22 protein-coding genes and 1 pseudogene are annotated in these 23,973 nt (G+C 53.4%); 12 read left to right on the forward strand and 11 right to left on the reverse strand.

Annotation, left to right across the window (positions count from 1 at the left end; genetic code table 11):
• Positions 1-46 precede the first annotated feature (46 nt).
• Entirely contained in the window at positions 47-2,959 is a 2,913-nt protein-coding gene (locus tag HF685_RS07630) for a M16 family metallopeptidase (RefSeq protein ID WP_168819022.1), read from the reverse strand.
• Positions 2,960-3,081: 122 nt separating this feature from the next.
• On the reverse strand, positions 3,082-3,708 hold the full coding sequence (locus HF685_RS07635; protein WP_246218804.1) for a class I SAM-dependent methyltransferase: 627 nt from the start codon (positions 3,706-3,708) through the stop codon (positions 3,082-3,084).
• Between the two features lie 106 nt (positions 3,709-3,814).
• On the opposite strand from HF685_RS07635, the gene HF685_RS07640 reads away from it, so the two are divergent.
• Together HF685_RS07640 and HF685_RS07645 are read left to right on the forward strand one after the other, a co-directional pair.
• Positions 3,815-4,135 (forward strand): antibiotic biosynthesis monooxygenase family protein, encoded by a 321-nt coding sequence (locus HF685_RS07640; protein ID WP_168819024.1) that lies wholly within the window; start codon positions 3,815-3,817, stop codon positions 4,133-4,135.
• A 17-nt stretch (positions 4,136-4,152) separates the two neighbouring features.
• Positions 4,153-5,475 carry an MFS transporter gene (locus tag HF685_RS07645; protein WP_246218805.1) on the forward strand — a complete coding sequence of 441 codons (1,323 nt, stop codon included), beginning with the start codon at positions 4,153-4,155 and terminating at the stop codon, positions 5,473-5,475.
• A gap of 66 nt (positions 5,476-5,541) precedes the next feature.
• Here the strand turns inward: HF685_RS07645 and HF685_RS07650 are convergent, their stop codons facing one another.
• The gene (locus tag HF685_RS07650; protein WP_168821383.1) at positions 5,542-7,827 is read right to left on the reverse strand and encodes a CDC48 family AAA ATPase; all 2,286 of its coding nucleotides are present in this window, start codon (positions 7,825-7,827) and stop codon (positions 5,542-5,544) included.
• A gap of 391 nt (positions 7,828-8,218) precedes the next feature.
• Between HF685_RS07650 and HF685_RS07655 the strand changes: the two genes are divergently transcribed.
• Positions 8,219-9,097, forward strand: coding sequence for a LysR substrate-binding domain-containing protein (locus tag HF685_RS07655; protein WP_168819026.1), 879 nt, complete (start codon positions 8,219-8,221; stop codon positions 9,095-9,097).
• 49 nt (positions 9,098-9,146) lie between these two features.
• Positions 9,147-10,253 (forward strand): glycosyltransferase, encoded by a 1,107-nt coding sequence (locus HF685_RS07660; RefSeq protein ID WP_168819028.1) that lies wholly within the window; start codon positions 9,147-9,149, stop codon positions 10,251-10,253.
• Here the strand turns inward: HF685_RS07660 and HF685_RS07665 are convergent, their stop codons facing one another.
• From HF685_RS07665 to HF685_RS07680, 4 genes and pseudogenes are all read right to left on the reverse strand, one after another.
• Positions 10,254-10,817, reverse strand: a complete 564-nt coding sequence (locus tag HF685_RS07665) for a carboxymuconolactone decarboxylase family protein (RefSeq protein ID WP_168819030.1) — start codon at positions 10,815-10,817, stop codon at positions 10,254-10,256.
• A pseudogene (yghU, locus tag HF685_RS07670) lies at positions 10,817-11,709 on the reverse strand (glutathione-dependent disulfide-bond oxidoreductase). The gene HF685_RS07665 and the pseudogene yghU overlap by 1 nt, the downstream one beginning before the upstream one ends.
• A 19-nt stretch (positions 11,710-11,728) precedes the next feature.
• The gene (locus HF685_RS07675) at positions 11,729-12,145 is read right to left on the reverse strand and encodes a hypothetical protein (protein WP_168819032.1); all 417 of its coding nucleotides are present in this window, start codon (positions 12,143-12,145) and stop codon (positions 11,729-11,731) included.
• 186 nt (positions 12,146-12,331) lie between these two features.
• Entirely contained in the window at positions 12,332-12,781 is a 450-nt protein-coding gene (locus tag HF685_RS07680) for a peptidylprolyl isomerase (protein WP_168819033.1), read from the reverse strand.
• A 188-nt stretch (positions 12,782-12,969) separates the two neighbouring features.
• Between HF685_RS07680 and mgtE the strand changes: the two genes are divergently transcribed.
• Both mgtE and HF685_RS07690 read left to right on the forward strand, forming a co-directional pair.
• Positions 12,970-14,391: a magnesium transporter gene (gene mgtE, locus HF685_RS07685; RefSeq protein ID WP_425500180.1), complete on the forward strand. Its 1,422-nt coding sequence runs from the start codon at positions 12,970-12,972 to the stop codon at positions 14,389-14,391.
• A gap of 15 nt (positions 14,392-14,406) precedes the next feature.
• A complete protein-coding gene (locus HF685_RS07690; protein ID WP_168819035.1) occupies positions 14,407-14,919 on the forward strand; it encodes a GNAT family N-acetyltransferase in 513 nt (170 codons plus the stop codon).
• Positions 14,920-14,923: 4 nt separating this feature from the next.
• Here HF685_RS07690 and HF685_RS07695 read toward each other — a convergent pair whose 3' ends face one another.
• The gene (locus HF685_RS07695) at positions 14,924-15,298 is read right to left on the reverse strand and encodes a hypothetical protein (RefSeq protein ID WP_168819037.1); all 375 of its coding nucleotides are present in this window, start codon (positions 15,296-15,298) and stop codon (positions 14,924-14,926) included.
• Positions 15,299-15,515: 217 nt separating this feature from the next.
• On the opposite strand from HF685_RS07695, the gene HF685_RS07700 reads away from it, so the two are divergent.
• Positions 15,516-15,917 carry a DUF1489 family protein gene (locus tag HF685_RS07700; protein ID WP_168819039.1) on the forward strand — a complete coding sequence of 134 codons (402 nt, stop codon included), beginning with the start codon at positions 15,516-15,518 and terminating at the stop codon, positions 15,915-15,917.
• A 284-nt stretch (positions 15,918-16,201) separates the two neighbouring features.
• Positions 16,202-18,304 (forward strand): phosphatase PAP2 family protein, encoded by a 2,103-nt coding sequence (locus HF685_RS07705; protein ID WP_168819041.1) that lies wholly within the window; start codon positions 16,202-16,204, stop codon positions 18,302-18,304.
• A 59-nt stretch (positions 18,305-18,363) separates the two neighbouring features.
• On the opposite strand, the gene nudC is transcribed toward HF685_RS07705, so the two are convergent.
• Genes nudC through HF685_RS07720 form a run of 3 tightly spaced genes read right to left on the reverse strand, consistent with a single transcriptional unit; the run spans position 18,364 to position 21,718 of the window.
• Positions 18,364-19,290, reverse strand: coding sequence for an NAD(+) diphosphatase (gene nudC, locus HF685_RS07710; RefSeq protein ID WP_343040097.1), 927 nt, complete (start codon positions 19,288-19,290; stop codon positions 18,364-18,366).
• On the reverse strand, positions 19,290-20,627 hold the full coding sequence (locus HF685_RS07715) for a serine hydrolase domain-containing protein (RefSeq protein WP_168819043.1): 1,338 nt from the start codon (positions 20,625-20,627) through the stop codon (positions 19,290-19,292). Before HF685_RS07715 ends, nudC begins: the two co-directional genes overlap by 1 nt.
• A complete protein-coding gene (locus HF685_RS07720; protein ID WP_168819045.1) occupies positions 20,624-21,718 on the reverse strand; it encodes an A/G-specific adenine glycosylase in 1,095 nt (364 codons plus the stop codon). The genes HF685_RS07715 and HF685_RS07720 overlap by 4 nt, the downstream gene beginning before the upstream one ends.
• A gap of 27 nt (positions 21,719-21,745) precedes the next feature.
• Here HF685_RS07720 and HF685_RS07725 point away from each other — a divergent pair, with 27 nt between their 5' ends.
• From HF685_RS07725 to HF685_RS07740, 4 genes are read left to right on the forward strand one after another with little or no spacing between them, the layout of a single operon-like run.
• Complete coding sequence (locus HF685_RS07725) at positions 21,746-21,901, forward strand: hypothetical protein (RefSeq protein WP_168819047.1); 156 nt, start codon at positions 21,746-21,748, stop codon at positions 21,899-21,901.
• Positions 21,901-22,443 (forward strand): DUF721 domain-containing protein, encoded by a 543-nt coding sequence (locus HF685_RS07730; protein ID WP_168819049.1) that lies wholly within the window; start codon positions 21,901-21,903, stop codon positions 22,441-22,443. The genes HF685_RS07725 and HF685_RS07730 overlap by 1 nt, the downstream gene beginning before the upstream one ends.
• Positions 22,440-23,138, forward strand: a complete 699-nt coding sequence (locus HF685_RS07735) for a thioredoxin domain-containing protein (protein ID WP_168819051.1) — start codon at positions 22,440-22,442, stop codon at positions 23,136-23,138. Before HF685_RS07730 ends, HF685_RS07735 begins: the two co-directional genes overlap by 4 nt.
• A 39-nt stretch (positions 23,139-23,177) precedes the next feature.
• The gene (locus tag HF685_RS07740; RefSeq protein ID WP_168819053.1) at positions 23,178-23,918 is read left to right on the forward strand and encodes a DsbA family protein; all 741 of its coding nucleotides are present in this window, start codon (positions 23,178-23,180) and stop codon (positions 23,916-23,918) included.
• The last annotated feature ends 55 nt before the right edge of the window (positions 23,919-23,973 follow it).

Here is a 23,973-nt window from a genome sequence, read left to right on the forward strand (position 1 = left end):
ATTTTCCTTCTCGTTTTCTTAGTTCCGACCGCATGGTGACGATATGTTATTCATCGCCATCCGAATCACTGGAGCTGGATAGTTTACTAACATCCGTGTCACTAGCTTCATAGCCGCGATATTCAATCGGCATACCCAGCGCTTCCAGTTGCGGTTTGATTTTGTCAGCATCGCCAACGATTACCCAGGTAAAGCCATTTGGATCGACCGCATCAGCCATCGCTTTGTTAAGGTCTTCAGCCGTTAAGGTCCGGTAGCGCGCGGCCACGGTTTCTGCGTAGTTGGATGGACGCCCAAACTGCACATCTTCCTGCATCTGACCCAGCACGCTGGTCGAACGTTCAAACTGACCGGGCAACTGACGGACGTTGCCATTGACCGTGCGTTTTAGTTCTGCATCGGTAACGCCGTTTTCGCCAAGAAAATCTACCACCTGCGCCTTTATGGCAGCAACAGCGGGTCCGGTTTGATTAGTCTGTACTGGCGCGCGCATCAGATAGGGAACTTCATGTTCGCCGCGCAAAATGCTGTTGCGTGTACCGTAGCTCCATCCTTTTGTTTCCCGCAAATCCATATTGATCCGAGAGAGGAAGTTGCCTCCCAGCACCTCATTCGCTGCGTCAAGCGTCAACAGATCATCCGTGCCCTTGAGCGGTGTGACCTGACCTGCATAAATAAGGGACTGCGGAGAATTTGCGCGGTGGATGACCACAATCTTCTCTTGGGCAGCAGGGATAGCAGCATCGAAATTTTTTGCAGGCGCTGCTTTGCCGGTGCCCTTCCATTTGCCAAAACGCATTTCCAGTTTATCGACCAGCGCCTTCCTGGCGATATTGCCCGTCGCGAACAAGGTTGCGTTTTCCGGTCGCATCCAGCCATTGTGGAATTTCACCAAATCGTCGCGGGTAATGGAGGAAACGGATTCCTTGGTTCCATCGCCAGAAAAACCGCGACCGTAAGGGTGGGCTTCACCAAATAAAAGCGGCGGCAGAGCGTTACCGGCGATTGAGCCAGGATCATTGGCGGCTGCTTCAATCGAAGTCAGCTGCTGCACCCGGATACGCTCGATATCGTCTGATTTGAAAGCAGGGTTTTTGACTATATCGGCCATCAGGTCGAGCGAGGCATCCAGATTGGGATTGACTGCACTCAGGCTAACGGCGGTCTGGTCACGACCGCCACCAACGCCAATATTGGCACCCAGCCGCTCTTGCTGCTCGGCGATCTGGATTGAATTCAGACTGGTCGTGCCCTCTTCCAGCATGGATGTGACAAAATTCTGCAATCCGATTTTATCGGCAGGATCCGCGGTGGTGCCTGCGTCAAACGAGAGCGTCACACGCGTCATCGGTACCGCGTCGCGCCGCGCGAAATAGACCTTGATGCCGTTGGAGAGCGTTGCGGTTTCCACATCGGGAAAATCAACATTGGGGACTTCGCCGACGGGCGGCAGACTAGAACGATCTGGCGCGGTGACCGTTCCGGCCTGACCGTCCTGCATATAATAAGCCGGAGCCGTCAGCGTTCCTGTCCGCGCACCCTTGCCTGCGCCGACTTCTTGGTAGGCTTCACGTTCTCCAGGCACAACGGTTATGCCGACTACTGGCCGTGTCAGCCATTTCTGCATGGCTCCGGTCACCGATTCCGGTGTTGTCGATGCCAGCCGCTGCAGTTCCTTTTTGAAGTGGCTCGGATCGTTGGAATAGAGCTTACCCTCTGCTAAAGCGACGGCCTTGCCGCTAAAACCGCCAACCTGCTCGAGGCCGGCAATTCTGGACGCAGCATCGCGCGTGGCGACCCGCTGCACTTCATCAGCAGTCGGGCCTGTTTTGATAAAATCAGCAATAATCTCATCCAGCCGCTTGGCGACCATATCGGCGTCTTCACCCGGTTTCACATCCGCCTGAATATTGACCAGGCTGCCATGTACGAATGGAATCACAAACGCAGATACCGCCACCGCATTTTTCTCTTCCCGCACCATGATATTGTCAAGCCGCGAGCTTGCAAGACCGCCCAGAACGGCCATGCCGACATCGAGCTTTGTGTAATCCGGATCATTGAGCCCAGGCACTACCCAGTTGCGATAAATGCGCGTCGTAGCGACTTTGTCCTTCATCACCTCAAACACCGGCGCAGCTAAGCTCGGGATAGGCGGATCAAGTTTTTCGATCGGCTTGCCGCTCGGAATAGCACCGAACCATTTATTGACCAGCGGCTTCGCGGCCATCGCATCAATATCGCCAGCCAGAACCAGTATCGCGTTATTGGGTCCATAGTGGTCGGTAAACCAGGTTTTCATATCGTCAAGGGAAGCGGCTTCCAGGTCTTCCAACGAGCCGATGGTGTCGTGCCCATAGGGGTGACTGCTATCGGGAAACAGCAACTCGGTTTGCTTGTAGCCGACCAAACCATAAGGTTGATTATCGCCCTGCCGTTTTTCGTTGGAAACCACACCGATCTGATTGTCGAGCTTCTCTTGTGTCACTGCACCAAGCAAATATCCCATCCGGTCGCTCTCCAGGAACAGCGCAACTTCAAGTGCCGATTTGGGAACGGTCTGGAAGTAGTTGGTGCGATCCAGCCAGGTGGTGCCATTAAGATCCGTCGCGCCAATTTGCCGCAACGGCTCGAAATAATCTCCCGGCGCGTTCTCAGAGCCGTTGAACATGATATGCTCGAACAGATGCGCATACCCGGTCTTGCCTTTGGGTTCATTAGCCGAACCAACGCCATACCAAATAGACACCGCAACAATCGGTGCCTTGCGGTCGGTGTGGACCAGCACCTTGAGTCCGTTATCCAGCGTGAATTCTTCATAAGGAATATTCACCGCGTCAACGAGTTCGCTGACCGGCGCGGGCTTCGGAGCTTTATGATTGTCGGCAAAAGCCGGTGCAGAAACCGTCAAGGCGCTCGTAGCAAGAGCGAAAAACAACGTGCGGGAGAAGCGTGACATCAGGGGTAATCCTCTCAAAGATAGATAATATTTACTCTAATAGTTGGAACAGCTATCGCCGCGCAAGCCTGAGCGCCCAAGTTCGACCAACGCCCTTCTGCATTCGACGAACGGCATAAAGCCTATTTGTGCTTCCAGCCCCAGAAAAGATGGCATGGCAAGATGTTCCAGAACGAATATCCATTATCGATCCGGTCAAAATACGGAGCCATAAAATCACGAGCACGTTTAACAAATTGGTACACGAGAAATGCCCCGCCGGGACGAAGCGCCTCATAAGTTTCGCTCGCGATTTTCGGTCCCAAATTGTCGGGCAGGGTAGAAAAAGGCAGGCCCGACAAAATATAATCCGCTTTTTCATGACCAAGGTCAGCAATAATCTGGCGCACATTGGCGGCGGAACCATGCACTGGATAGAAGCGACTATCGCGGATGGATTTGGACAAATATTCAATGAAGTCTGGATTGAGGTCGATTACGATCAGCGTCGCATCCGGTTTCATTCGTTCCAGTATCGGGCGGCAAAAAGTGCCAACGCCGGGACCATATTCAACGAACACATCGCATTCGTCCCATTTGACCGGTTCGAGCATTTTTCTGATCGTGACATCGGACGAAGGAATGATTGATCCAACCATTACCGGATGCTTGATAAAACCCTTGAAAAAGACACCCCAAGCGCCGAAGAAACGCTCCAGTCGCGCTTTGATTCGGCTGAAAATTGGTGTTTTTGCTATGCTGTTACTCAAGAAGTGTCTCCGGACGATTGCCTGGCCGACTTGTTAGAGTGTAATAGCCCCGGTGACAATTATTTTACCGGTTGCGCGTTGAAACCGATTGATTGAAAGAATGATCATGATGCTTCATCCGGCCGGGTCCATTGCAGTAATTTTTTGCGCCAAACGGACGACCATTGACGAGGCTGGCTATCAGGAAGCAGCAGCCAAAATGAGCGCGCTGGCAAAATTGCAGCCCGGCTATCTTGGTGAAGACCATGCCCGCACGGAAAATGGTCTGGGAATTACGATAAGCTACTGGAAAGATGATTCCAGCGCGAAAGCCTGGCGCGATCAGCCGGACCATGCGGCAACAAGAGAAAAAGGCCGCGACAAATGGTATGAATTTTACACCCTCCATGTCGCCCGTGTCGAACGCAGCTATGACTGGCAGAAATAACTTGCCATAGAGACGCGATGGCCGATTCTCCTGTTCCTGAAACTGCAACACCAAAGGCTACACCGATAGATAGCACGCGTATGACTGTGCTGTTTTCGGTCATGCTGGTGACCGCATCGGGCAATACCGCCATGCAGTCCATCCTGCCGACAATCGGCACTCAGCTCCATATCCCTGATTTTTGGGTAAGCGCGGCATTTAGCTGGTCGGCATTGCTGTGGGTTTACACCGCACCCAAATGGGCGAGAATGTCCGACAAACGCGGGCGAAAGGCCTTGATGCGACTTGGCATGATCGGCTTCACATCTTCATTCGCGCTCGCGGGGCTGGCGTTGTTCCTTGGGTTGCAAGGCTGGTATAGTGCGCTTTGGACGTTCGTATTATTCGCTTTATTCCGTAGCCTCTACGGCGGCCTCGGATCAGCCGCACCGCCTGCTGTGCAGGCCTATGTTGCAGCACGCACAGCACGAGCCGACCGCACCAAGGCATTGTCGCTTATCGCCTCTTCGTTCGGCTTGGGTACGGTTGTCGGGCCAGCAATTGCGCCGCTTTTGATTTTGCCGGTGCTGGGCCTTTCCAGCCCGATGTTTGCCTTTGCTTTTATAGGCATTGTCGTCATGGTGGCACTGGCGCTGAAACTCCCAAATGATGATCCCGGTTTCGCCGCGCGCGGAGTTGTGACATCAGAACCCTATAGCTCCGCGCCGACATCAGCCAATTTGCGGCGCGATGATGAAGACGATGATGAAGGCGAACCTGAACCACCGCAGCTGCGCTGGCTTGACCAGCGGATCCGTCCCTGGCTCATCACCGGCTTTCTTGGCGGCAACGCACAGGCGATGGCACTTGGCGTTGTTGGATTTCTGGTACTCGACCGACTCGGGCTCCGTGCCGACCCCGCAGCCGGAATAGAGATGACAGGTATCGTATTAATGTCAGGCGCAGCGGCAACACTGCTCGCGCAATGGGGGCTCATCCCGTTACTGCAAATGGGGCCGCGCGCGTGCGTGCTTTGGGGTATGATTACAGCGATGGTCGGTTGCGCAATATTATCAGAAGCTTCCGGGCTTTATTCCATCATCATCGGCTTTGCACTTGCGTCTCTCGGCTTCGGTATGTTCCGCCCGGGCTTCACCGCCGGTTCGTCAATCAATGTTAGCCGCGCCGAGCAGAATGCGGTGGCGGGTATGGTCGCGAGTATAAGTGGTGCGGCATATATAGCTTCACCTGCGATAGGCGTACTTCTCTATACCTTATATGCGCCTCTGCCTTACTGGTTGGCACTTGCAATCTGTCTTTTTCTGTTCGGCTGGGGCTGGAAGACGTTACAGGCCGATTAAGCTGACATCTCGTGCAGTTAACGGCCGATCAGATATAGCTATAACATTTCACTCAGCAATTGCTTTTCACTCACCATGCTTGCTGCCCCGTTCCGGTGTCAGCATGCCTGGAGAAACAAAACCAATAGGCTCGGCGCGCATCGCGTTTTGTTTCAGCTCGCTTTCCATTTTCGAGTATTCCTCCTCCATTTCCGGCGTGACGGACGCCCGACTGTCTTTTAGCGCTTTCTCGAAATGCTTCATCGACACGGTTTCGACCAAACCGCCATATTCACGTAGCGCATAAAGCCCGGCCCGGCGTACAAGGTCTTCAAGATCAGCGCCCGAATATCTTTCCGCTCGTTCCGCAATATCATCCAGATCGACATCCTTCGCCATCGGCATTTTTGATGTATGAATGGCCAATATTCTGCGCCGACCGGCTTTCCCCGGAACCGGCACGTAAATGAGCTCGTCAAACCGGCCGGGCCGCAACAATGCCGGATCAACCAGACCGGGACGGTTCGTCGCGCCGATCAATATTACCGACTGCATTTCCTCAAGCCCGTCCATTTCTGCAAGAATAGTATTGACCACGCGCTCAGTCACTTGCGGTTCACCCATGCCTCCGCCACGCGCCGGAACCAGACTATCAATCTCGTCAATGAACAGGATAGTTGGCGCTACCTGGCGCGCACGGGCAAAAAGCCGGGCAATTTGCTGTTCACTCTCGCCATACCATTTGGAAAGCAGATCGCTGGATTTGGTCGCAATGAAATTCGCTTCCGCCTCGCGCGCAACCGCTTTGGCCAGCAGGGTTTTGCCCGTACCCGGAGGGCCATAGAGCAGAAATCCCTTAGCGGGTCTTATTCCGAGCCGCGTGAAAGCTTCCGGGTTTTTCATCGGCAATTCAATGCCCTCTTTAAGGCGCATCTGCGCATCATCAAGCCCGCCAATGTCTTCCCAGCGAACGTCCGGTGCCTGCACCATCACCTCACGCATCGCCGATGGTTGCACGCGTTTAAGCGCCTCAACAAAATCATCACGCCGAACGACAAGCTCTTCAAGCACTTCGGGCGGCACCGTTTCTGATTCCAGATCCAGCTTGGGCATGATCCGTCGCACGGCTTCTATTGCCGCTTCCCGCGTCAAAGCGGCAAGATCAGCCCCGACAAAACCATAGGTCGTGCGCGCCAGCTCCTGCAAATCAACCGCTGGTTCCAGCGGCATACCCCGCGTGTGGATGCCCAATATCTCTTTGCGGCCTTTTATATCAGGAACACCAACAACGATTTCACGATCAAACCGGCCGGGACGGCGCAATGCCTCATCAATGGCTTCAGGCCGGTTTGTGGCAGCAATAACGACCAGATTAAGCCGTGACTCCAGTCCGTCCATAAGGGTCAGAAGTTGCGCGACCAGACGTTTCTCGGTTTCCCCTTGCACCTGACCACGTTTGGGCGCGATGGAGTCGATCTCGTCGATAAACAGGATCGACGGCGCAGCCTTGGTCGCTTCTTCAAAAATCTCGCGGAGTTTTTTCTCCGACTCGCCGTAGGCGGACCCCATGATTTCCGGGCCGTTGATCAGGAAAAATTCAGCGTCGCTTTCATTCGCAACCGCGCGGGCAAGGCGGGTTTTTCCTGTTCCCGGAGGGCCATGGAGCAACACACCGCGCGGGGGATCAACGCCAAGCCGGGTGAATAATTGCGGGTAACGCAGTGGCAGCTCGACCATTTCGCGCAGCTGATCAATCGTCTCATGCAATCCACCAACATCATCATATGTGACATCCGCGCGACGGTGTTCGGTTGTTTCTTCATATTCCGGGCGTAACTCAACCTCGGTGTCCTGATCGATATGAACAACGCCTTTGGGAGATGTTGACACCACGGTTAACCTGATCTGCTGCAGGGAAAATGCCGGAGCAGCAAGCATCTGCTGAAGTTGGGGCGGCATATCACCGCGATCGACTTGCTGCTGGCCGTGAGTAGCAACAAAATCACCAGCGGTTACCGGCCGGCCCATAAAGCTTCGTTTCAAGCCATTCCCGCTGCCATGCAGACGCAGGTCTTTTTGCGCCGGGGCGAACACCACTTTCTTTGCTGGTTTCGAATCCACCTTGCGAATTTCGACGAAATCCCCGGAGCCCACACCGGCATTTGCGCGCTGCAAGCCATCAAGCCTTGCAAAATCAAGCCCTTCATCTTCGGGATAGGGAAGAACGGCCCGTGCAGGCGTAGGGCGTTTGCCGGATATTTCGACAACGTCACCCTCGATCAACCCGAGTTTGCCAAGGTTTTCCCGAGACAATCGGGCCAAGCCGCGGCCACTATCTTCCGGTCGCGCGTTGGCAACCTGCAGTTTTATCATTGGATCGTCGTTTGTTGTTTTGTCTTCGGGGGTTGCTGCGTCAGCCACGGGGGAGGATCTCCTCAAACTATCTATTGCATTATTAACAAGATAGGGAGCTGCGCGGCTTTATGCGACCCTGAATTTTTTTCGGATGCGTCGGCCGCAGATTTAGGCCAAAAAAAAGGGCTAGCCCCGAAAGACTAGCCCTAAAAAGTTTTTAGGAGAGGATGCCTGAAAGGCACATCCTATTTGAGGGAAAATGGCTTATGTTGCAAGTGCGAAAAGATTATTTTCAGATGCAAAATTTGCAATCATAATACGCCCAAATCGGACTGATTATGCCATTTTTACCAGTATTATTACATTTTGCGTTGCACAATCTGCATTTTGACACGATAGAAACGCTATCATGCGGCGTCTTCCTCCCCTTCGCGCTCTTGAAGCCTTTGTTCGTGTGGCACGGCTTGGTTCATCCAAGGCGGCCGCCGCTGAACTTGCCCTTTCTGCACCCGCCCTGAGCCGACGGATAAAGTCTCTCGAAGATCATATTGGAAAGACGCTGTTCGAGCGCCGCAATCAATCAATGATTCTCAATGAGGATGGTCGGATCCTGCTCGAAACGGTTGCTCCTGCGATGGAAAATATCGCCGATGCCGTGGAAAAAATGACGGTTACCGGAAGCGACATGCGGTTGCGACTGGGCGTTTTACCGCTGTTTGGCGCAACCCGGCTGTTGCCGCGCTTGCCGGAGCTTAAAAAGCTCTATCCCAAACTGCATATTGATGTGGATACGTCGAGCCATGCGGAAAATATGCTGGGCGATGTTATCGACGCGGCGATCATTATAGCAGACCATGTCGATCCAAATCTCCATTCGGTAAAACTGGACAGCAACAAGGTTTATGCCATCGCTTCATCGGAGCTCAAAAATGGCCCGAATGCGATCACAACTCCAACGGATCTGCAAAACCATAATATTCTGGTTCACAGCGATATGACCAAAGCGTTCGATCAGTGGAAATTGGCAGTCGGTTTGCCCGATCTCGAACCAGCGGGCGTCGACCATATGAATAGCGGACCCTTGATGCTCGAAGCCGCAGCCCAAGGGTTGGGCGTTGCCATCATGCACGGCGGTCATTTTTCGGATGCAAATGACCCGCGTTTGGTGCGGTTATTCGACTATGACATTGATAGCCCCTATAGCTACTGGTTCGTTTGCCGCAAACGGGACAGGAAAAATCGCGCCGTACGGATTTTCCATGATTGGGTCATTAAAGCTGGCCTGTAACATTGCGGTAAACTAGAGGCCCGCCAACACGACTTCATGAAGGCCGCAAATGATCGTTCATTTTCTCTACGAACCCGGTGATGGGGGGTTGGACCGCGTCGCCATATTGCTGGCCAATGGCATGGCAAACCGTGGCCTACCGGTTGAACTATGGCTAGTGAAAGATGAAGGCGCGACGGCGTCACTAATCGACAGGGGAAAAGTGAAGGTCCGCATCTTGCCGACGTCTAATATCGGCAGTCGAGGATTTCGCCTTTTCCGGATCATTCCTGCTTTGGCCAGAATGATCCGAGAACATAAACCTCGGGCAATCTTGTCGGCGGGAAACCAAAGTAATTTGGTCATCGCGCTTGCCGGAAGATTGGCTGGCCGTAATAAGACAGCAATTATCCAGAAAATCACCAATCCGATCCGGCATCCGAACATGCCGGAATTGACTGCAGCCATTCGAAAGGCAAGATTTGAATGGACTGCACGGTTGGGAGATATGTGTTTGGTACTGAGCAAGGCGGATGCCGATGCCTATCGCGCGCTTTTGCCTAAAGCTTCAGAGAAATTTCAAGCCGTTCGCAACGCTTATGTGACCGACGAAATGCTGGCAATAGGGCGCAAACGGAAACAACATGAGCAGGGCGTACCAATCCTGTTCCTGGCGGTTGGGCGGTTGGTAAAGCAAAAGTACTACGAAATGATGCTGCGCGCCCTCGCACAATTGTCCGACATACCCTGGACACTCACGATATTGGGTGATGGACCCTTGCGAGAGGTACTAAAGGCCTTGGCATCCCGTTTGGGAATTGCGGATCAGGTTCGCTTTACCGGTTTCACACAAGAAACTGCGTCCTACTATTCCGGTTCTGATATTTTGCTGCTGTCATCCCGGTGGGAGGGCTTCCCGGCGGCACCGCTGGAAGCACTGGCCTCAGGCTGCGACATTGTTATGACCGACTGCGCAGGCGGATTAAACGACATATTGCATGATCTGGGCTACGAACCGGTTGCCATTGATGACGATGAAGCTTTTGCGAAGAGCATCTCTTACAAGATCAGCAATCCCTCCGACCCGAAAAAGATGATTGAGATTGCAATGCAATATTCCATCGAAGCATCCGTCGATGATCATTTGCGCCTGATCGATGAAATTAGGCCGGTCTAGCTAGGCTTTTAAATCGGGATCCAGTTCCAGACCATCGTCAAGCTGCACGCCAAAGCTGTTCAACATCATCGAGACCTGCGTATATTGCCCGACCGTCATCACCAGATCCATTTTCTGTTTCTCGGTCAGATCGCTCAGCCGGGCCCATGTAGCATCACTGACGAAGCCATCCGAGGTCAGATCGTCGGTCGCTTGTAACATCGCGCGCTCGGACTGCGACCAGCCCGGTGCGTCAGGCCCGGTCTTGATCTGTTCAACCTCTTGATCCGTCAAGCCCGCATCTTTGCCGATGACCACATGCTGGGCCCATTCATAGCCGGATTTCCAGTTAAAACCGGCGCGCAGGATAATGATTTCCCGCTCACGCGCTGGCAGGTCGTTGTGCTTTGACAGGATATAGCCGCCCCACCACATAAATGCCTTGAAGGCTTTTGGCGCCTTCATCAATGTGCGGAAAATGTTGAGCACGGGACGACCGGCAAAGCGATCGCCAATCATCGCTTTATGCTCGTCGTTCAATTCTGTGTCATGAAGCGGGGCGATGCGGGGCTTGTCGAGCCGCATCAGCTTTTCTCCGGTGCCTCGACTTCCCCGCGCGCAATCCGTTTATCCTGCGTGTTGGTTTCAAAGTCGCTGGCATCGTGACGCTCGTGCAATTGCGTTTCCGGTTCACCATACGGCCGGTTGACCATCATGCCGCGTTTCGCCGCCGGACGATCACCGACCAACCTGGTCCAGCGCTGGACGTTTTTATAATCCTGCACCTGCAAAAACTCGCCCGCTTCATAGAGAACGCCGCGCGCCATGCCACCATACCATGGGAAGGTTGCCATATCGGCGATGCTATACTCATCCCCTGCCAGATAATCATTGTCCGCCAGATGTCTGTCGAGCACATCCATCTGCCGCTTCACTTCCATCGCATAGCGGTTGATCGGATATTCCCATTTTTCCGGCGCATAGGCATAAAAATGGCCAAAGCCGCCGCCGAGAAATGGCGCGGAGCCTTGTACCCAGAACAGCCAGTTGATTGCCTCGGCACGCTTGTGGTGATCGGTAGGCAGGAATTTGCCGAATTTCTCTGCGAGATAAAGCAGCATGGAAGCGGATTCAAATAACCTGGTTGGGGGTTGGTGCTGTGGTCCATCAGCGCAGGGATTTTACTGTTGGGATTGATATCAACAAAGCCACTGCCAAATTGCTCGCCCTCGCCGATGTTAATCAACCAAGCGTCATATTCCGCTTCACTTATTCCAAGCTCGAGCAATTCCTCGAACATGATCGTAACTTTGACACCGTTCGGTGTGCCGAGCGAATAGAGCTGGAACGGGTGCTTGCCGACCGGCAGTTTCTTGTCTTTGGTTGGGCCAGCAATCGGGCGGTTGATATTGGCAAAGCGCCCGCCGCTTTCGGTATCCCATGTCCATATTTTGGGAGGAGTGTAGGCATCGGTCATTCAAAAATTCCTTTGGGTTTCAGGCGGTGCCCGTAAAATAGCGGACGACGTCAATAGAATCGATGATCAGAGAAATCCCGTTTATCACAAGATAGGCGAGGATGTATTTGCCAAAGACCGGCGCGCTGGCGACAAGCTGTTTGCGTTTGCGAAAAATCCAGGCATAGGCTGGCGTCCAGAATATCAGATGGGCCAGGCCGAGCAACCGCACATAGCCATATTGTGCATAAAGCCACTCCATGAATGCCCCGGCAGCGAAAAAGCTGATCAGGATTGCAATGGCTTCAAGCCGAAGCCGCCATTTCCCGTCAACGCGTTTCAGCACGAAGAAAATTGATGCCAAATTGATTGCGCCGAGTAGATACATCCAGCTTTTCAGCCAAAGCGGCTGCATAGCGATTGCTTCGCCGAGTGTTGCTGCATCAATGCCGGTCATTTGCTAGCCCCTTTCTCAAAGAACGATCATCACTTCGATTGCTGTCTGCAACTGTCCTACAGATTATCGTTTTCAAACCAAACCAGATTTTCTTTGGTCGCTCCATCATTTCTTTTTGTAATCATAGGTCATAAAAAAAGGGCCTCGAAAGAAGCCCCCTTTTTCAATTCAAACTGACGTTTGAGTTTATCCTAAGGTAATGCTCTTGATCGCACCAGGCTGCGCAGGTGGTTCACCCTTGGGAAGCGCGTGAACGGCTTCCATGCCGGATGTAACCTCTCCCCACACGGTATATTGATTATCCAGGAAGCCTGCGTCGTCGAGGCAGATGAAAAACTGGCTGTTGGCGCTATTCGGGTCCATCGTGCGGGCCATTGAGCAGGTGCCTTCGACATGCGGCTCCGCAGAAAATTCCTGAGCAATATCGGGCAAATCAGAACCGCTCATACCGGTACCGGTCGGATCGCCGCCCTGCGCCATGAAGCCATCAATCACACGGTGAAATACCACACCATCATAAAAGCCATCCGCTGCCAGCGTCGTAATCCGCTCGACATGCCCCGGAGCAAGATCAGCGCGCAGCTTGATTTCAACGTCACCGGTTTCAAGGTGAAGGGTCATTTTTTCATGTGCCATCGGCAATTCCTTTGTTGTCGTTATATGAATTCTTGAGGTCGATATAGGCAGGTGTTTTCAAAAAATCACCCGCTGGTTTGGATAAATGTTACAAAAGATTGTAATTAAGACCGCACAGCTACTACAAAACGGCTCAATCGTATAAACGCCCCACTGACGGGGCACGCGCAAAAAAAGGGGGCTGCGACATGAATGACATGACTGATGCCCGCGAAATGGACGATGTCGACGCAAATATTGCACCACCCAGTCTGGATGAAGACAACCGCCTGACCGACGAGTTTGTCCGGTCGGTTTCCGAAGCGGTTGAGAATAACGATACGGTACTCGCTCAAGAGCTGGTCAATCCGCTGCACAATGCTGACATTGCCGATCTTTTTGAGCTGATTGGTGAAGACGAGCGCGCTCCGCTAGCCGAAGCGTTAGGCGATCTGGTCAGCGCCGATGTGCTCGCCGAAATGAACGATTATGTCCGCGAGGATCTTATCGAAGTTCTTGACGCCGGGCAGATTGCCGATCTCACCGAACAGCTCGATACCGATGATGCGGTTGCGATCATCGAGGATCTCGAAGATCACGAGCAACTTGCTGTTCTGGCCGAGCTGGAGCCGGAAGACCGCGCCGCGATTGAAAGCGCGCTTACCTACGAAGAGGAAACCGCCGGGCGTATCATGCAGCGCGAATTTGTCGCGGTGCCTGAACATATGATGGTTGGTGATCTGATCGATTATCTACGCAAGAATGACGACCTGACGACGGAATTCTGGGAAATCTACGTCGTGGATCCGGCCTATAAACCGGTTGGCACCTGTCAGCTCAGCTGGATAATGCGCGTACCCCGCGATATTGCGGTCGCCGATATCATGAAGCGCGAGCAGACTCTGATCCCGGCAGATATGGATCAGGAAGAAGTCGCGCTGCGCTTTCAGAAATATAATCTCATCTCTGCTGCGGTAATCAATGATGACGGACGCCTGATCGGGATGATCACCGTCGATGATATTCTCCATATTGTTGAAGACGAGGCGAGCGAAGACGTGCTGCTGCTCTCCGGTGCCGGCGAAGGCGATATTAACGAGCCGATCCGCGACAGCTATGTCGCCCGTGTCCGCTGGCTCATCGCCAATCTGGCAACGGCACTGGTCGCGAGCTTTGTGATCTGGACCTTTGGCGCAGCGATTGAGCAGATGGTGGCGTTGGCGGTGCTGATGCCGATTGTGGCTTCTATCGGCGGCAACGCGGGAACCCAGACCATGGCGGTCTCGGTCCGCGCGCTGGCCATGAACGAACTGACCCGCTCCAATACGCGCAGGATCATTGGCCGCGAGTTTCGGATTGCATTACTCAACGGCGGAACGATAGCGGTGCTGGTGGGAATTGGAACCGGGCTGGTCTTTGCCAATCCCCTCCTCGGCATCGTGATCGCCGTCGCAATGCTGATCAATATCGTAATCGCAGGGTTTGCCGGAATATTTGTTCCGGTAACGCTGGACCGGATGGATCAGGATCCGGCGCTGGCATCGTCGGTTTTCGTCACGATGATTACAGATACGATGGGCTTCCTCGCCTTCCTGTCCCTCGCAGTCGGCAGCGGGCTGGTCAATTTCTAAGATGTTGGCAGTGAAATGATCGAAACCGAACGTCTGCTGCTCCGCCCGCATATTGCAGAGGATTTTCCCGGCTGCCTCGCGATGTGGCAAGACCCGCAGGTCATCCGCTATATCGGTAACGTCCCCTCAACCGAAGGTGAGGCATGGATGCGGTTTTTAAGCTATTTTGGCCGCTGGGAGTTGATGGGTTACGGGATGTTCGCTGTAATCGAGAAAGATTCCGGCGATTTTCTGGGAGAAATAGGTTTCAGCGATTTTCGCCGTAACCTCGGCCCGGATTTCGATCCGTTTCATGAAGGCGCGTGGGTGATGAACCAAGCAGGGCAAGGCAAAGGTTATGCTTTTGAAGCAACTGCAGCAGCCCATGACTGGCTCGATCGAAAATTCAAACCGGAAAAAACCGTGTCCATTATCGACCCCGATAACGCAGCCTCGATCAAGTTGGCCGGTAAACTTGGCTACACCGAAACCCGCCGCGATGAATATAAAGGTGATGCGGTGATAGTTTTTGAGCGCTTTAAAGCATAAGCGTTTAGACCGCATAGGACCGAATGAAATTACCAATATCGTTGTAAATCCGTTCGCGTCCACAATCATCGATCATTTCACAAAGCAATGTATCAAATTTAGGCCTGTCTTCATTCGCTACGTACCGTATCATGCAGATTAGCAGTATCTCATCTGCCGTTGTCGATGGACAGCAACAGCGGCCAACACCAAAACTATCCGGCCAGGCGTGGCCTATTGTCTCAATAAGAATCAAAAACCTGCCCATTGGCGCTTTTCCGCCAAGCCTTGCCGCAATATCTTTGCGAGCATCAATCCGTTGTTTGTGCGAAGCTATCGCCAGCCGCAAAGCCAATATTATCCGTGCCTCTGCGCTTGGTAAGGACATGAGATCAGGCATTTCGACCTCCAGGTTCGCAAGGTTAGCAGACCAGATACCCATTTCATATTCTCCGATTCACAAGTGAGTGTGATATAATATGATATTGATAATCATTTGCAATATGTAATTTGCGTTTATTCTGGAACTTGGTGTTTTAGGGTCAGAAGGTTCCAGGTTGGCTATATTCGGAAGAACCACGCTTGACTAAACCGGCCGTCCCCCACATCTAGCGGCCATGCCGCTTAATATGACCAAAATTGCGTTTCGCAGCGAAAGCCCTGCTACCCTGAGGCGCTGGCTTGAGTCTCATGCCAACTTGGGCGAAGCGCGGTTGACCACGCGCTATAAGCCAAAGCGGTTTGAGGAAATGAGCGGCGGCTCGTTATTCTGGATTCACCAGAAGAAATTTGTGGGCCGCAGTCCGCTTATCGGATTTATGGATAATGGCGAAGGCCGCCAATGGATCAGGCTGGAACCCAAGCTGATCGCAGTGCAGCCAACCCCGCGCCGCGCGCATCAGGGCTGGCGTTATCTGGAAGAGGCGGATGCGCCTGCTGATCTGGGTGAAGGGGCAGAGGGTGCAGAGGAAATGCCCGCAGAGATGCTGGGCGAACTTGCCAATTTAGGGCTGGTTTAGCGGGCGTTAGCCGCAACTTTTCCTTCAAAATTAAATTTCCAGTCAAATCAATTCCTTAGAGGTTTTCTCTTCTGGAGAGGCTCCTGAATTATTTCGGGCATATTCATCCGTTTAATGTGAAAATAGGATGAAATCGCCAGTTTTCTGGGAGTTACAGTGTCGATTCTATCCAATCGGAGCACGCCGCTTTTGCCTTATTTACAAATCCAGAAGCGTTGATCCTCTCCCCCTAGAATGAGGGCGCTCTTCAGGTCGCATTTCTTTGAATTTAAGGAGATGTAAGAATGAAATTACCCCATAATGTACCCTGCCCCAACGGCACCGAGCGTGCACGCAAAGCAAAAGAACTGCGCGACAAGGCAACCGAAATATCACGCACCCGGCCTCACGCCGCCTCGCGCAACAATGGCGAGGAACTGGACTTTGCCAGCGCAAAATTCCCCTCCAATTTTACCAAAGGATTACATCATGACCAATTTGGTATTCTCTCTTTTGGCGACGATTATCGCACGTTTGTCGAGGCAATAAACAGCAGCGATGCAGGGCTGTTTGAAAACCATGTTCTCGATGCGACCGACCGCGCGACTGAAGCCGGAACGCCAACCTATCAATGCACGCTGAACGGCAACACACCGCAATGGCGCGGCTGGGAAAGCCCTCGCGCCGGTCATGTTTACGAGCTGCAAGGGCCTGATGCAGACAGTGTTGGCATGGCTCCTGCTCCGCGGATAGGATCATCAGAAAAGGCCGCTGAGGTAGCAGAAGTATACGCACTAGCGATTTTGCGCGATGTCCCGTTTACTGCGATTTGTGCCGGCGATAGCGCCAAGCAACTTTGCGATGGCAACAAGAATGCGCGGCTCAACGGACAGGAAGTTGTTGATGCACTGAATATCATGCCATTTTTCAGCGGCAGCGGCGCAGTGTCTTCAACGCCACCCTATGTCGATGCCAATGGGCTAAATAATTTCGAGCGCAATCGCCGCTATGCCCGAACGCAGGACGACAACAATCCTTTCGGCGCGGCGCTAACCACGGAAACCGTTTTTCGTGGCTCCACCAAAGGCGCGCTGAACGGGCCTTATCTATCACAATTTATGCTCGTCGGTAACACGGCTCTCGCAGGACCGGGCGGCGGCACTGCCAGCTATCCCGGCAAGGCGGCGGAATATGATCTTCAGGACGGTTTTGTCCGATACGGCAGCTTGTCGATTGACCAGCGCACGACGGTGCACAAGACCTGTCTCGATCACATGACCGATTGGCCAAGCTGGCTGGATGTCCAAAACGGCGCCAACTTCAGAGGTGCGGATTTGTTCGAGGACAAACGCCGCTTCATCACCACACCGCGCGATCTGGCGACTTATGTACATTATGATGCGCTCTATGAGGCCTATCTAAACGCAGTGCTGATTATGGATGCGATGGGTGTTCCTGCATCCAAAGGGTTTCCGGAACCCGGTTTCCGTGAAGGAGGATTGGGATCACCGCGCCGCACAGCGTTCGCCACCTTTGGCGGGCCGCACATTCTTTCGCTGGTCACCGAAGTTGCCACGCGCTGCCTGAAAGCGGTGCGCAGAGAGAAGTTCAACTATCACCGGCGAGCACGACCCGAGTTGATGGGAGGACGGATGACTCTTATCGAGTGCGGCGAGGCTGCCAAACTGGGCGATGCGCAGGCAGCGTTTGAAGCGATGCACGCTGAAATCCCTGATGCGATCAAGACCGCGATCATCGCGCACAATAAGGACCAGAATAAAACCGCGATGAACAATATGCGAAAGGTCGATTGCGCGGGCGGCAGCACGCCGTTTAGCAATTTCAAGGATTGCAACCTGTTGTTGCCGATGGCGTTCCCTGAAGGATCGCCAATGCATCCCGCCTACGGCGCTGGCCATGCCACGGTTGCCGGCGGTTGCGTGACCATGATCAAGGCATTTTTCGAGATGTTCGAGAGCAATGATAGCGGTGTCGAACGTCCGCTATTTGACCCGGACTTGGCTTATGTGCCTAATGCCAATGGCAACCGTTTGGTGCAAGATAGCAAGTTTAGCGGCACGCTGACTATCCAGGGTGAACTCGACAAGCTGGCGGCTAATATCGCGATTGGCCGGAACATGGCCGGGGTTCATTACTACTCCGATTATTACGACAGCGTACGCATGGGTGAACGCGTTGCGGTCGGCATTTTGCTCGAACAAGCGCCGACCTACGGCGATCCCATTGATACAACATTCACCAGTTTTGACGGTGATTTCATATCAATCAGTGGGCAAGCAGATGCGGCACCAACGCTGACCATCATCGACCGCGATGGCAAGCAGGTTTCGAACGCAGCATGGTGGTTACGCCATGTTCCCGGAGAACAGATGATTTTGGGAATGTAAGTCCGGTTCTCGATAAACAAGAGAGTAGGTCGGAAGAAATTTCGGCCTGCTTCACCATTTTACCGTTCCTGTTCATCTACCCAGTGTTTTAGCAAATTGTAAGCAATCGCAAATGGTGGTGGCGCGATAAAAGGCGCGCTTGCGTCGCCCGCCATTGCAGCTTTCACTTCATCAAGCGAGAACCAAGCAGCTTCTTCAATTTCGTCCTCGTCCAGCGTCAATGCCGGATCATCAGTCACGCTGGTACAGGCGATCATCAGAGATGACGGGAAAGGCCACGGCTGGCTCGCAACATAACGCACGTCGCGCACTTTTATCCCGGCCTCTTCCCACAGTTCCCGCGCCACCGCACCTTCTATGCTCTCGCCCGGTTCCACAAAACCGGCAAGCGCAGAAAATCTTTTGGGCGGAAAGCGCGGCTGCCTGCCGAGCAATACTTTTCCTTGGCATTCGGACAGCATGATCGTTACCGGATCGGTGCGCGGGAAATGTTCTGCGCCGCAGCCACCTTCATCCTTGCCGCAGAGGCGCGCCCAGCCGCCTTTGCGCGATCCAGTGGGATTGCCACATTGTGCGCAAAACCGATGCCGTGCGTGCCAGTCAACCAGGCTGCGGGCGGTCGCATAAATGGCGGCTTCATTGGGGCGCAAATTGCCCAGCATTTGCCATAGCGCGGGGTTCGCCGCCGGGCCAGCATCCCCGGCACCGGTAAGTTCTGCGAAATGCGGTACATCGCCATCGATACCGAGCAGCAGCAGATCATTATCAGGTGACGCGTCAATCACCGCACCCCAACTCAGACTGCCATCCATATCGAAAACCGGATTCAGACCATCCAGTTGCAATAATTTCGCATTCGGCTTCATGAAAGCTGCGCGCAGTTTTTCGGGGTTCACCCGCACCTGATCCGCCCGATCCATCGTCCCGCCGGAAAAGGTCGGAATAATCGCGCTTAGATCAGATGTCTCAATTGGGCTAATAGTCACTAGCTGGTTTTTCCGCCGTCAATTACAGTTTCGCCGGTCAAATCCGCGTAAACATATTTCGGGAAATCCGATTGGAACGGGTAAGTGTTTGATGGCATATATTGCGTGTAACCCCCTGCCCGCAATCCGCGGACGGTATCAACAAAGGCCGACGTTCCCGCAGCACCGCCCCAGCCGTATGTTCCAGCTGGACTTAGCGGCGTTCCTAGGCCCACGCGGCCGCCGGCGCCAAATCCCTGGTTCACAACCCACGAGCCCTTAACTTCAGCGCCTTCGGGCAGCAAATTCGACATACCCAGTTTCGCGGTTTCAGGCTTCATTATCGTTACCCCGCCACTTGTGCCGAAACCCAGCAGCATTTTCAGGAACTTGTCATAATCGGCCGCCGAACTGATCATACCAGCGCCGCCAAAAGCAAAGGCCGGCTTATCGAGATAAATACTCGTCTCAGCAGGATCGATCGGGATCAACGCTCCGGCAAAGGGAGCATAGTTAGTGGCAAAATCGCCGACGCGGTCTGCAGGCAGCTGGAAGAAGCTGTCTTTCATACCCAGCGGATCGAACATCCGCGCCTGCAGGAATTTGTCGAGCGGCAAACCGGAAGCGACTTCGACGACATAGCTCAGCAGATCAAGACTGACCGAATAGCTCCATTTCGCGCCTGGTTGGTAAACCAGCGGCAACGAAGCAAGGTTTTTGGAAAAGGTCTTCGCATCGGGCGTCGGCGCCCCGCCTTCAAAGCCCGGGATAGGCATCCGGCTAACAACGCCCGGCGTAATGCCATTGGCAAGATAGGCCTTCAATATCGGCCCCTTGCTGATGATAGAATAGCCAAGGCCGGCGGTATGGGTCAGCAAATGCCGGATGGTAATTTCGATCTTTGCCGGTTCGGTATCTTCAATTGGACCATTTGGATCCATGAGCACCTGCATATTGGCAAATTCAGGTAATATGTCGGAAAGCGGCTGGTCCATTGTCAGCTTGCCGTCTTCGATCAACATCATCACCGCCATGCCAGTCACCGGCTTGGTCTGCGAATAGAGCCGCCACAGCGTATTAACATCGACAATTCTTTCGCTGCCGATCGCCTGCGCGCCTGCGGCAATAACCTGTGGATCGGATTGCCCGAAACCAATTGCAGCAAGCATGCCCGAAACTTTCTTCTCCGCGACATAATCATTGATGATCTTTGTCAGCCCGGGAAAAGTGGGAGGATCCTGACGCAAAGTCCGTGCAAGAACCGATTGCGGAATACCGGCGAGCAGCGCGCTGACGCCAAACCCGCCCAATACGGAACGGCGATCAAATGCGGGCAGCGTTGTCATTTCTTGGGTCATTCTAGTTCCTCTAATTTCCACTTTACAGCTTTGGCGAACAGCGTTGGCAGGCCAGCGTCTGTTATTGTTTCCAACGGCCACCAGATACTGTCATTCCAGATATTGTCACCAATGTTAATAGGGATTTTGTCATCTTCCAGCACGGCCATGTCCACTTCAAGCGAAAAATGGGTGAAGCTGTGCTGAACGATGTTCTCGCGGATAGTCCACTTGCCTTCGATTGGAAGCTTCGCATGGCCATCTCGCTTTGCCGCCCAATCATCGCTTGGCAGCGCGCGCATCCCGGCGAGCATCCCTTTTTCCGGACGCGGTTTCAACAATAGCTTCCCGTCCCGCTCAATCCAGAAAAAGCGTGCCTTGCGAACCGGTTTTGACTTTTTGGGCGGCTTGATCGGAAACCGTTCCACATCGCCTTCTACCAAGGCACGACATTCCAATTGCACCGGGCACAGCATGCATTTCGGGTTTTTCGCCGTACAGATAGAAGCGCCGATATCCATGCACGCCTGAGCAAAATCACCCGCGCCTGATTGCGGAGTGAGCTTATCCATAGCTTGCTTGATCTCTAGTTTGCCCGAAGGGAGCGGCGTATCGATTGCAAAAAGCCGCGCGACCAGACGCTCGATATTGGCATCAACCACGACGGCCCGCTCTCCAAAAGCAATCGCGGCAATCGCAGCAGCAGTATAGGCACCGACACCGGGAAGCTTGAGAAGCTCAGCCTCGTTTTGAGGAAAGCTCCCGTCCAGTTCTTCAACAACAAAACGGGCGCATTTGTGCAAATTTCTGGCACGCGCATAATAGCCAAGTCCCGCCCACGCTGCGAGAACATCGGCCTCGTTTGCCTGCGCCAGATCTTGGACCTTTGGCCAGCGCATTGTGAACGCCTCAAAATAGGATTTTACCGCAGCAACGGTTGTCTGTTGCAGCATCACTTCCGATAGCCAGACATGATAGGGATCGGGTCGTTCGCCTGCTGCTGAACGCAGAGGCGGGACACGCCAGGGCAAATTCCGTGCGTTATCCACATAATGTGCACTGATTTTGGCGGTGATTGTTGTACTTTCAACCGCAAACTTGTCGACTGCCATAGCCGTGCCATGCCATAAACACTCGCTATGGCGAAGGAAAATGGCACGGATGAGCAGGAGAAAAACGCTAAACCCGTGCGCGCCGCAAAAATGGCCAAGAAAGCTCCAAAGAAAAATACGCCCAAAAATACCAGAAATATCAGCGCCCAAGAGGTGGCCCAGCCCGCAGCATTTCCGATTTGATGCCGGAAATTGGCCGTGCCGCTTTTCGCCGTTATGGATTTATCCAAAGCTCGGTGGTCAGCCGCTGGCCGGAAATTGTTGGCGAGCGATATGCCAATGTGTCCCTGCCCGAATCAATCCGCTTTCCGCGCGGCGAGAAAGAAGGCGGAACGCTGCATCTGCTGGTTTCCGGCGCTCACGCGACCCTGATGCAACATATTACACCAGAGATAATTGACCGCGTAAACCGCTTCTTCGGCTACGGCGCGGTGAGTCAAGTCCGGTTCAGGCAAGGCGTAGTAAATGCCGAAAAAGCCAAGGAAAAACGGGTAGTACCGCCGCCATCACTGAAGCCTGCGCCGATCGCGCTGGGTGAAAATTTGCGCGATATCGGTGACCCGGAATTGAACAGGGTGCTGGAATCGCTAGCATCCGGTATTGCCAAGGCTGAAAGCGCCTCTAAACAGGGCCCGGATAACGAATTGAGCATTGGGATCAAGATCGCTGGCAAAATTGGCGGCGGTGACAAACCCCGAGCAGATAACAAGAAGGACGAGTTATGAGATTCGGAGCAGCATATTTTGCTTCAGCGGTGATGGGAGCGGCGATAGTTTTTGCGGCCCCCGCGACTGCCCAGCAGACCGATTGGACCGCACGCGTCACCCTATCGGACAAGGGTGGGCATGTGCTCGGCAATCCGCTGGCAAAGCACAGCGTGACTGAATATATGAGCTACACTTGCAGCCATTGCGCGAATTTTGAGGCCCAATCCTATACGCCGCTACGTGCCAGCTTCCTGAAAAAAGGCGACATCAATTTTGAAGTACGCAATCTGATCCTCAACCCGATTGACCTGTCTGCCGCGATGCTCGCCAGATGTGGCGGGCGAACCAAGTTCTTCGGCAACCATCGGGCATTTCTGACCTCGCAATCGACATGGATCAAACCCTTTCAATCGCTGACCGCAGAGCAACAAAAATCCCTCGCCGAAGGGACTGTGCCGGAGCGGCTCAAGAAAATCGCAACAATCGCAGGCTTTTACGGAATCATGCAGAAACGCGGCATTTCCAAAAGCCAGGCCAATGCCTGTCTGGCAGACAAAAGCGCTCAGGATAAGATTCTAGGCATGACCAAATATGGGACCGAGACGTTGAAGCTGGCGGCAACGCCAAGCTTCGTATTGAACGGCAAGCCTATGGACAACGTCCACAACTGGACCGGGCTGCAACAATCACTAATAGCTCTACCAGGCTCATAAATTCACTGACAAACAAGTTCCAGAAACAGGAAAATATTCATGAAGAAAATCACTTATTTGGCTCCATTGGCTCTTGCAATGGCTCTCACCGCTTGTGGCGGCGCGGCAGAAACAGAGGGTGCATCATCAGGCGAAGCGGTCGCCGAGGTTGCAGCTCCTGCCGGTCAGCAATGGTCTGAAGTTGTGGCAAAGACCGACGCTGGCGGCTATGTGATGGGCAACCCTGATGCGCCGATCAAGCTGGTCGAATATATGTCAATCACCTGTTCGCATTGCGCAACATTTGGCGAGCAAGCGTTTGATTCGATCCGCGATGACTATGTGAATAGCGGGCGTGTGAGCTTTGAAGTACGCAATTTTGTTCGCGATCCGCTGGATCTCACGGCGGCCATTCTGTCTCGTTGCGGTGGCGAAGGTCCATTTTTTGCATTGACCAAACAGGCTTTGAACAACCAGACAGCTATGTTTGAAAAAGCCCAGGGAATGGGCGAAGCAACTTACAACGACATTCTCAAATCCGATCCAAACGTGCGTTTTGTGCGGCTCGCCGAGCAGCTTGAACTCACAAGCTTTTTCCAGCAGCGCGGTGTTTCTGCTGATCAGGCCAAAGCGTGCCTGAGCGATGAGGCGGCTGCTGAAAAACTAATGGCCGATACGCAAGTGGCTGTTAAAGACTTTAACATCTCCGGCACGCCGACTTTTCTGCTGAACGGCAAAGTTGTTGAAGGCACAAATTGGCCAATGATAGAAACCAAACTGAAAGAGGCTGGCGCGCGCTAGTTGCAAACGGCAAATAATCTCAACTCGCTTGGGGGAGCGATGATTTGACATATAG

Source organism: Parasphingorhabdus halotolerans, assembly GCF_012516475.1.
GTDB lineage: Bacteria > Pseudomonadota > Alphaproteobacteria > Sphingomonadales > Sphingomonadaceae > Parasphingorhabdus > Parasphingorhabdus halotolerans.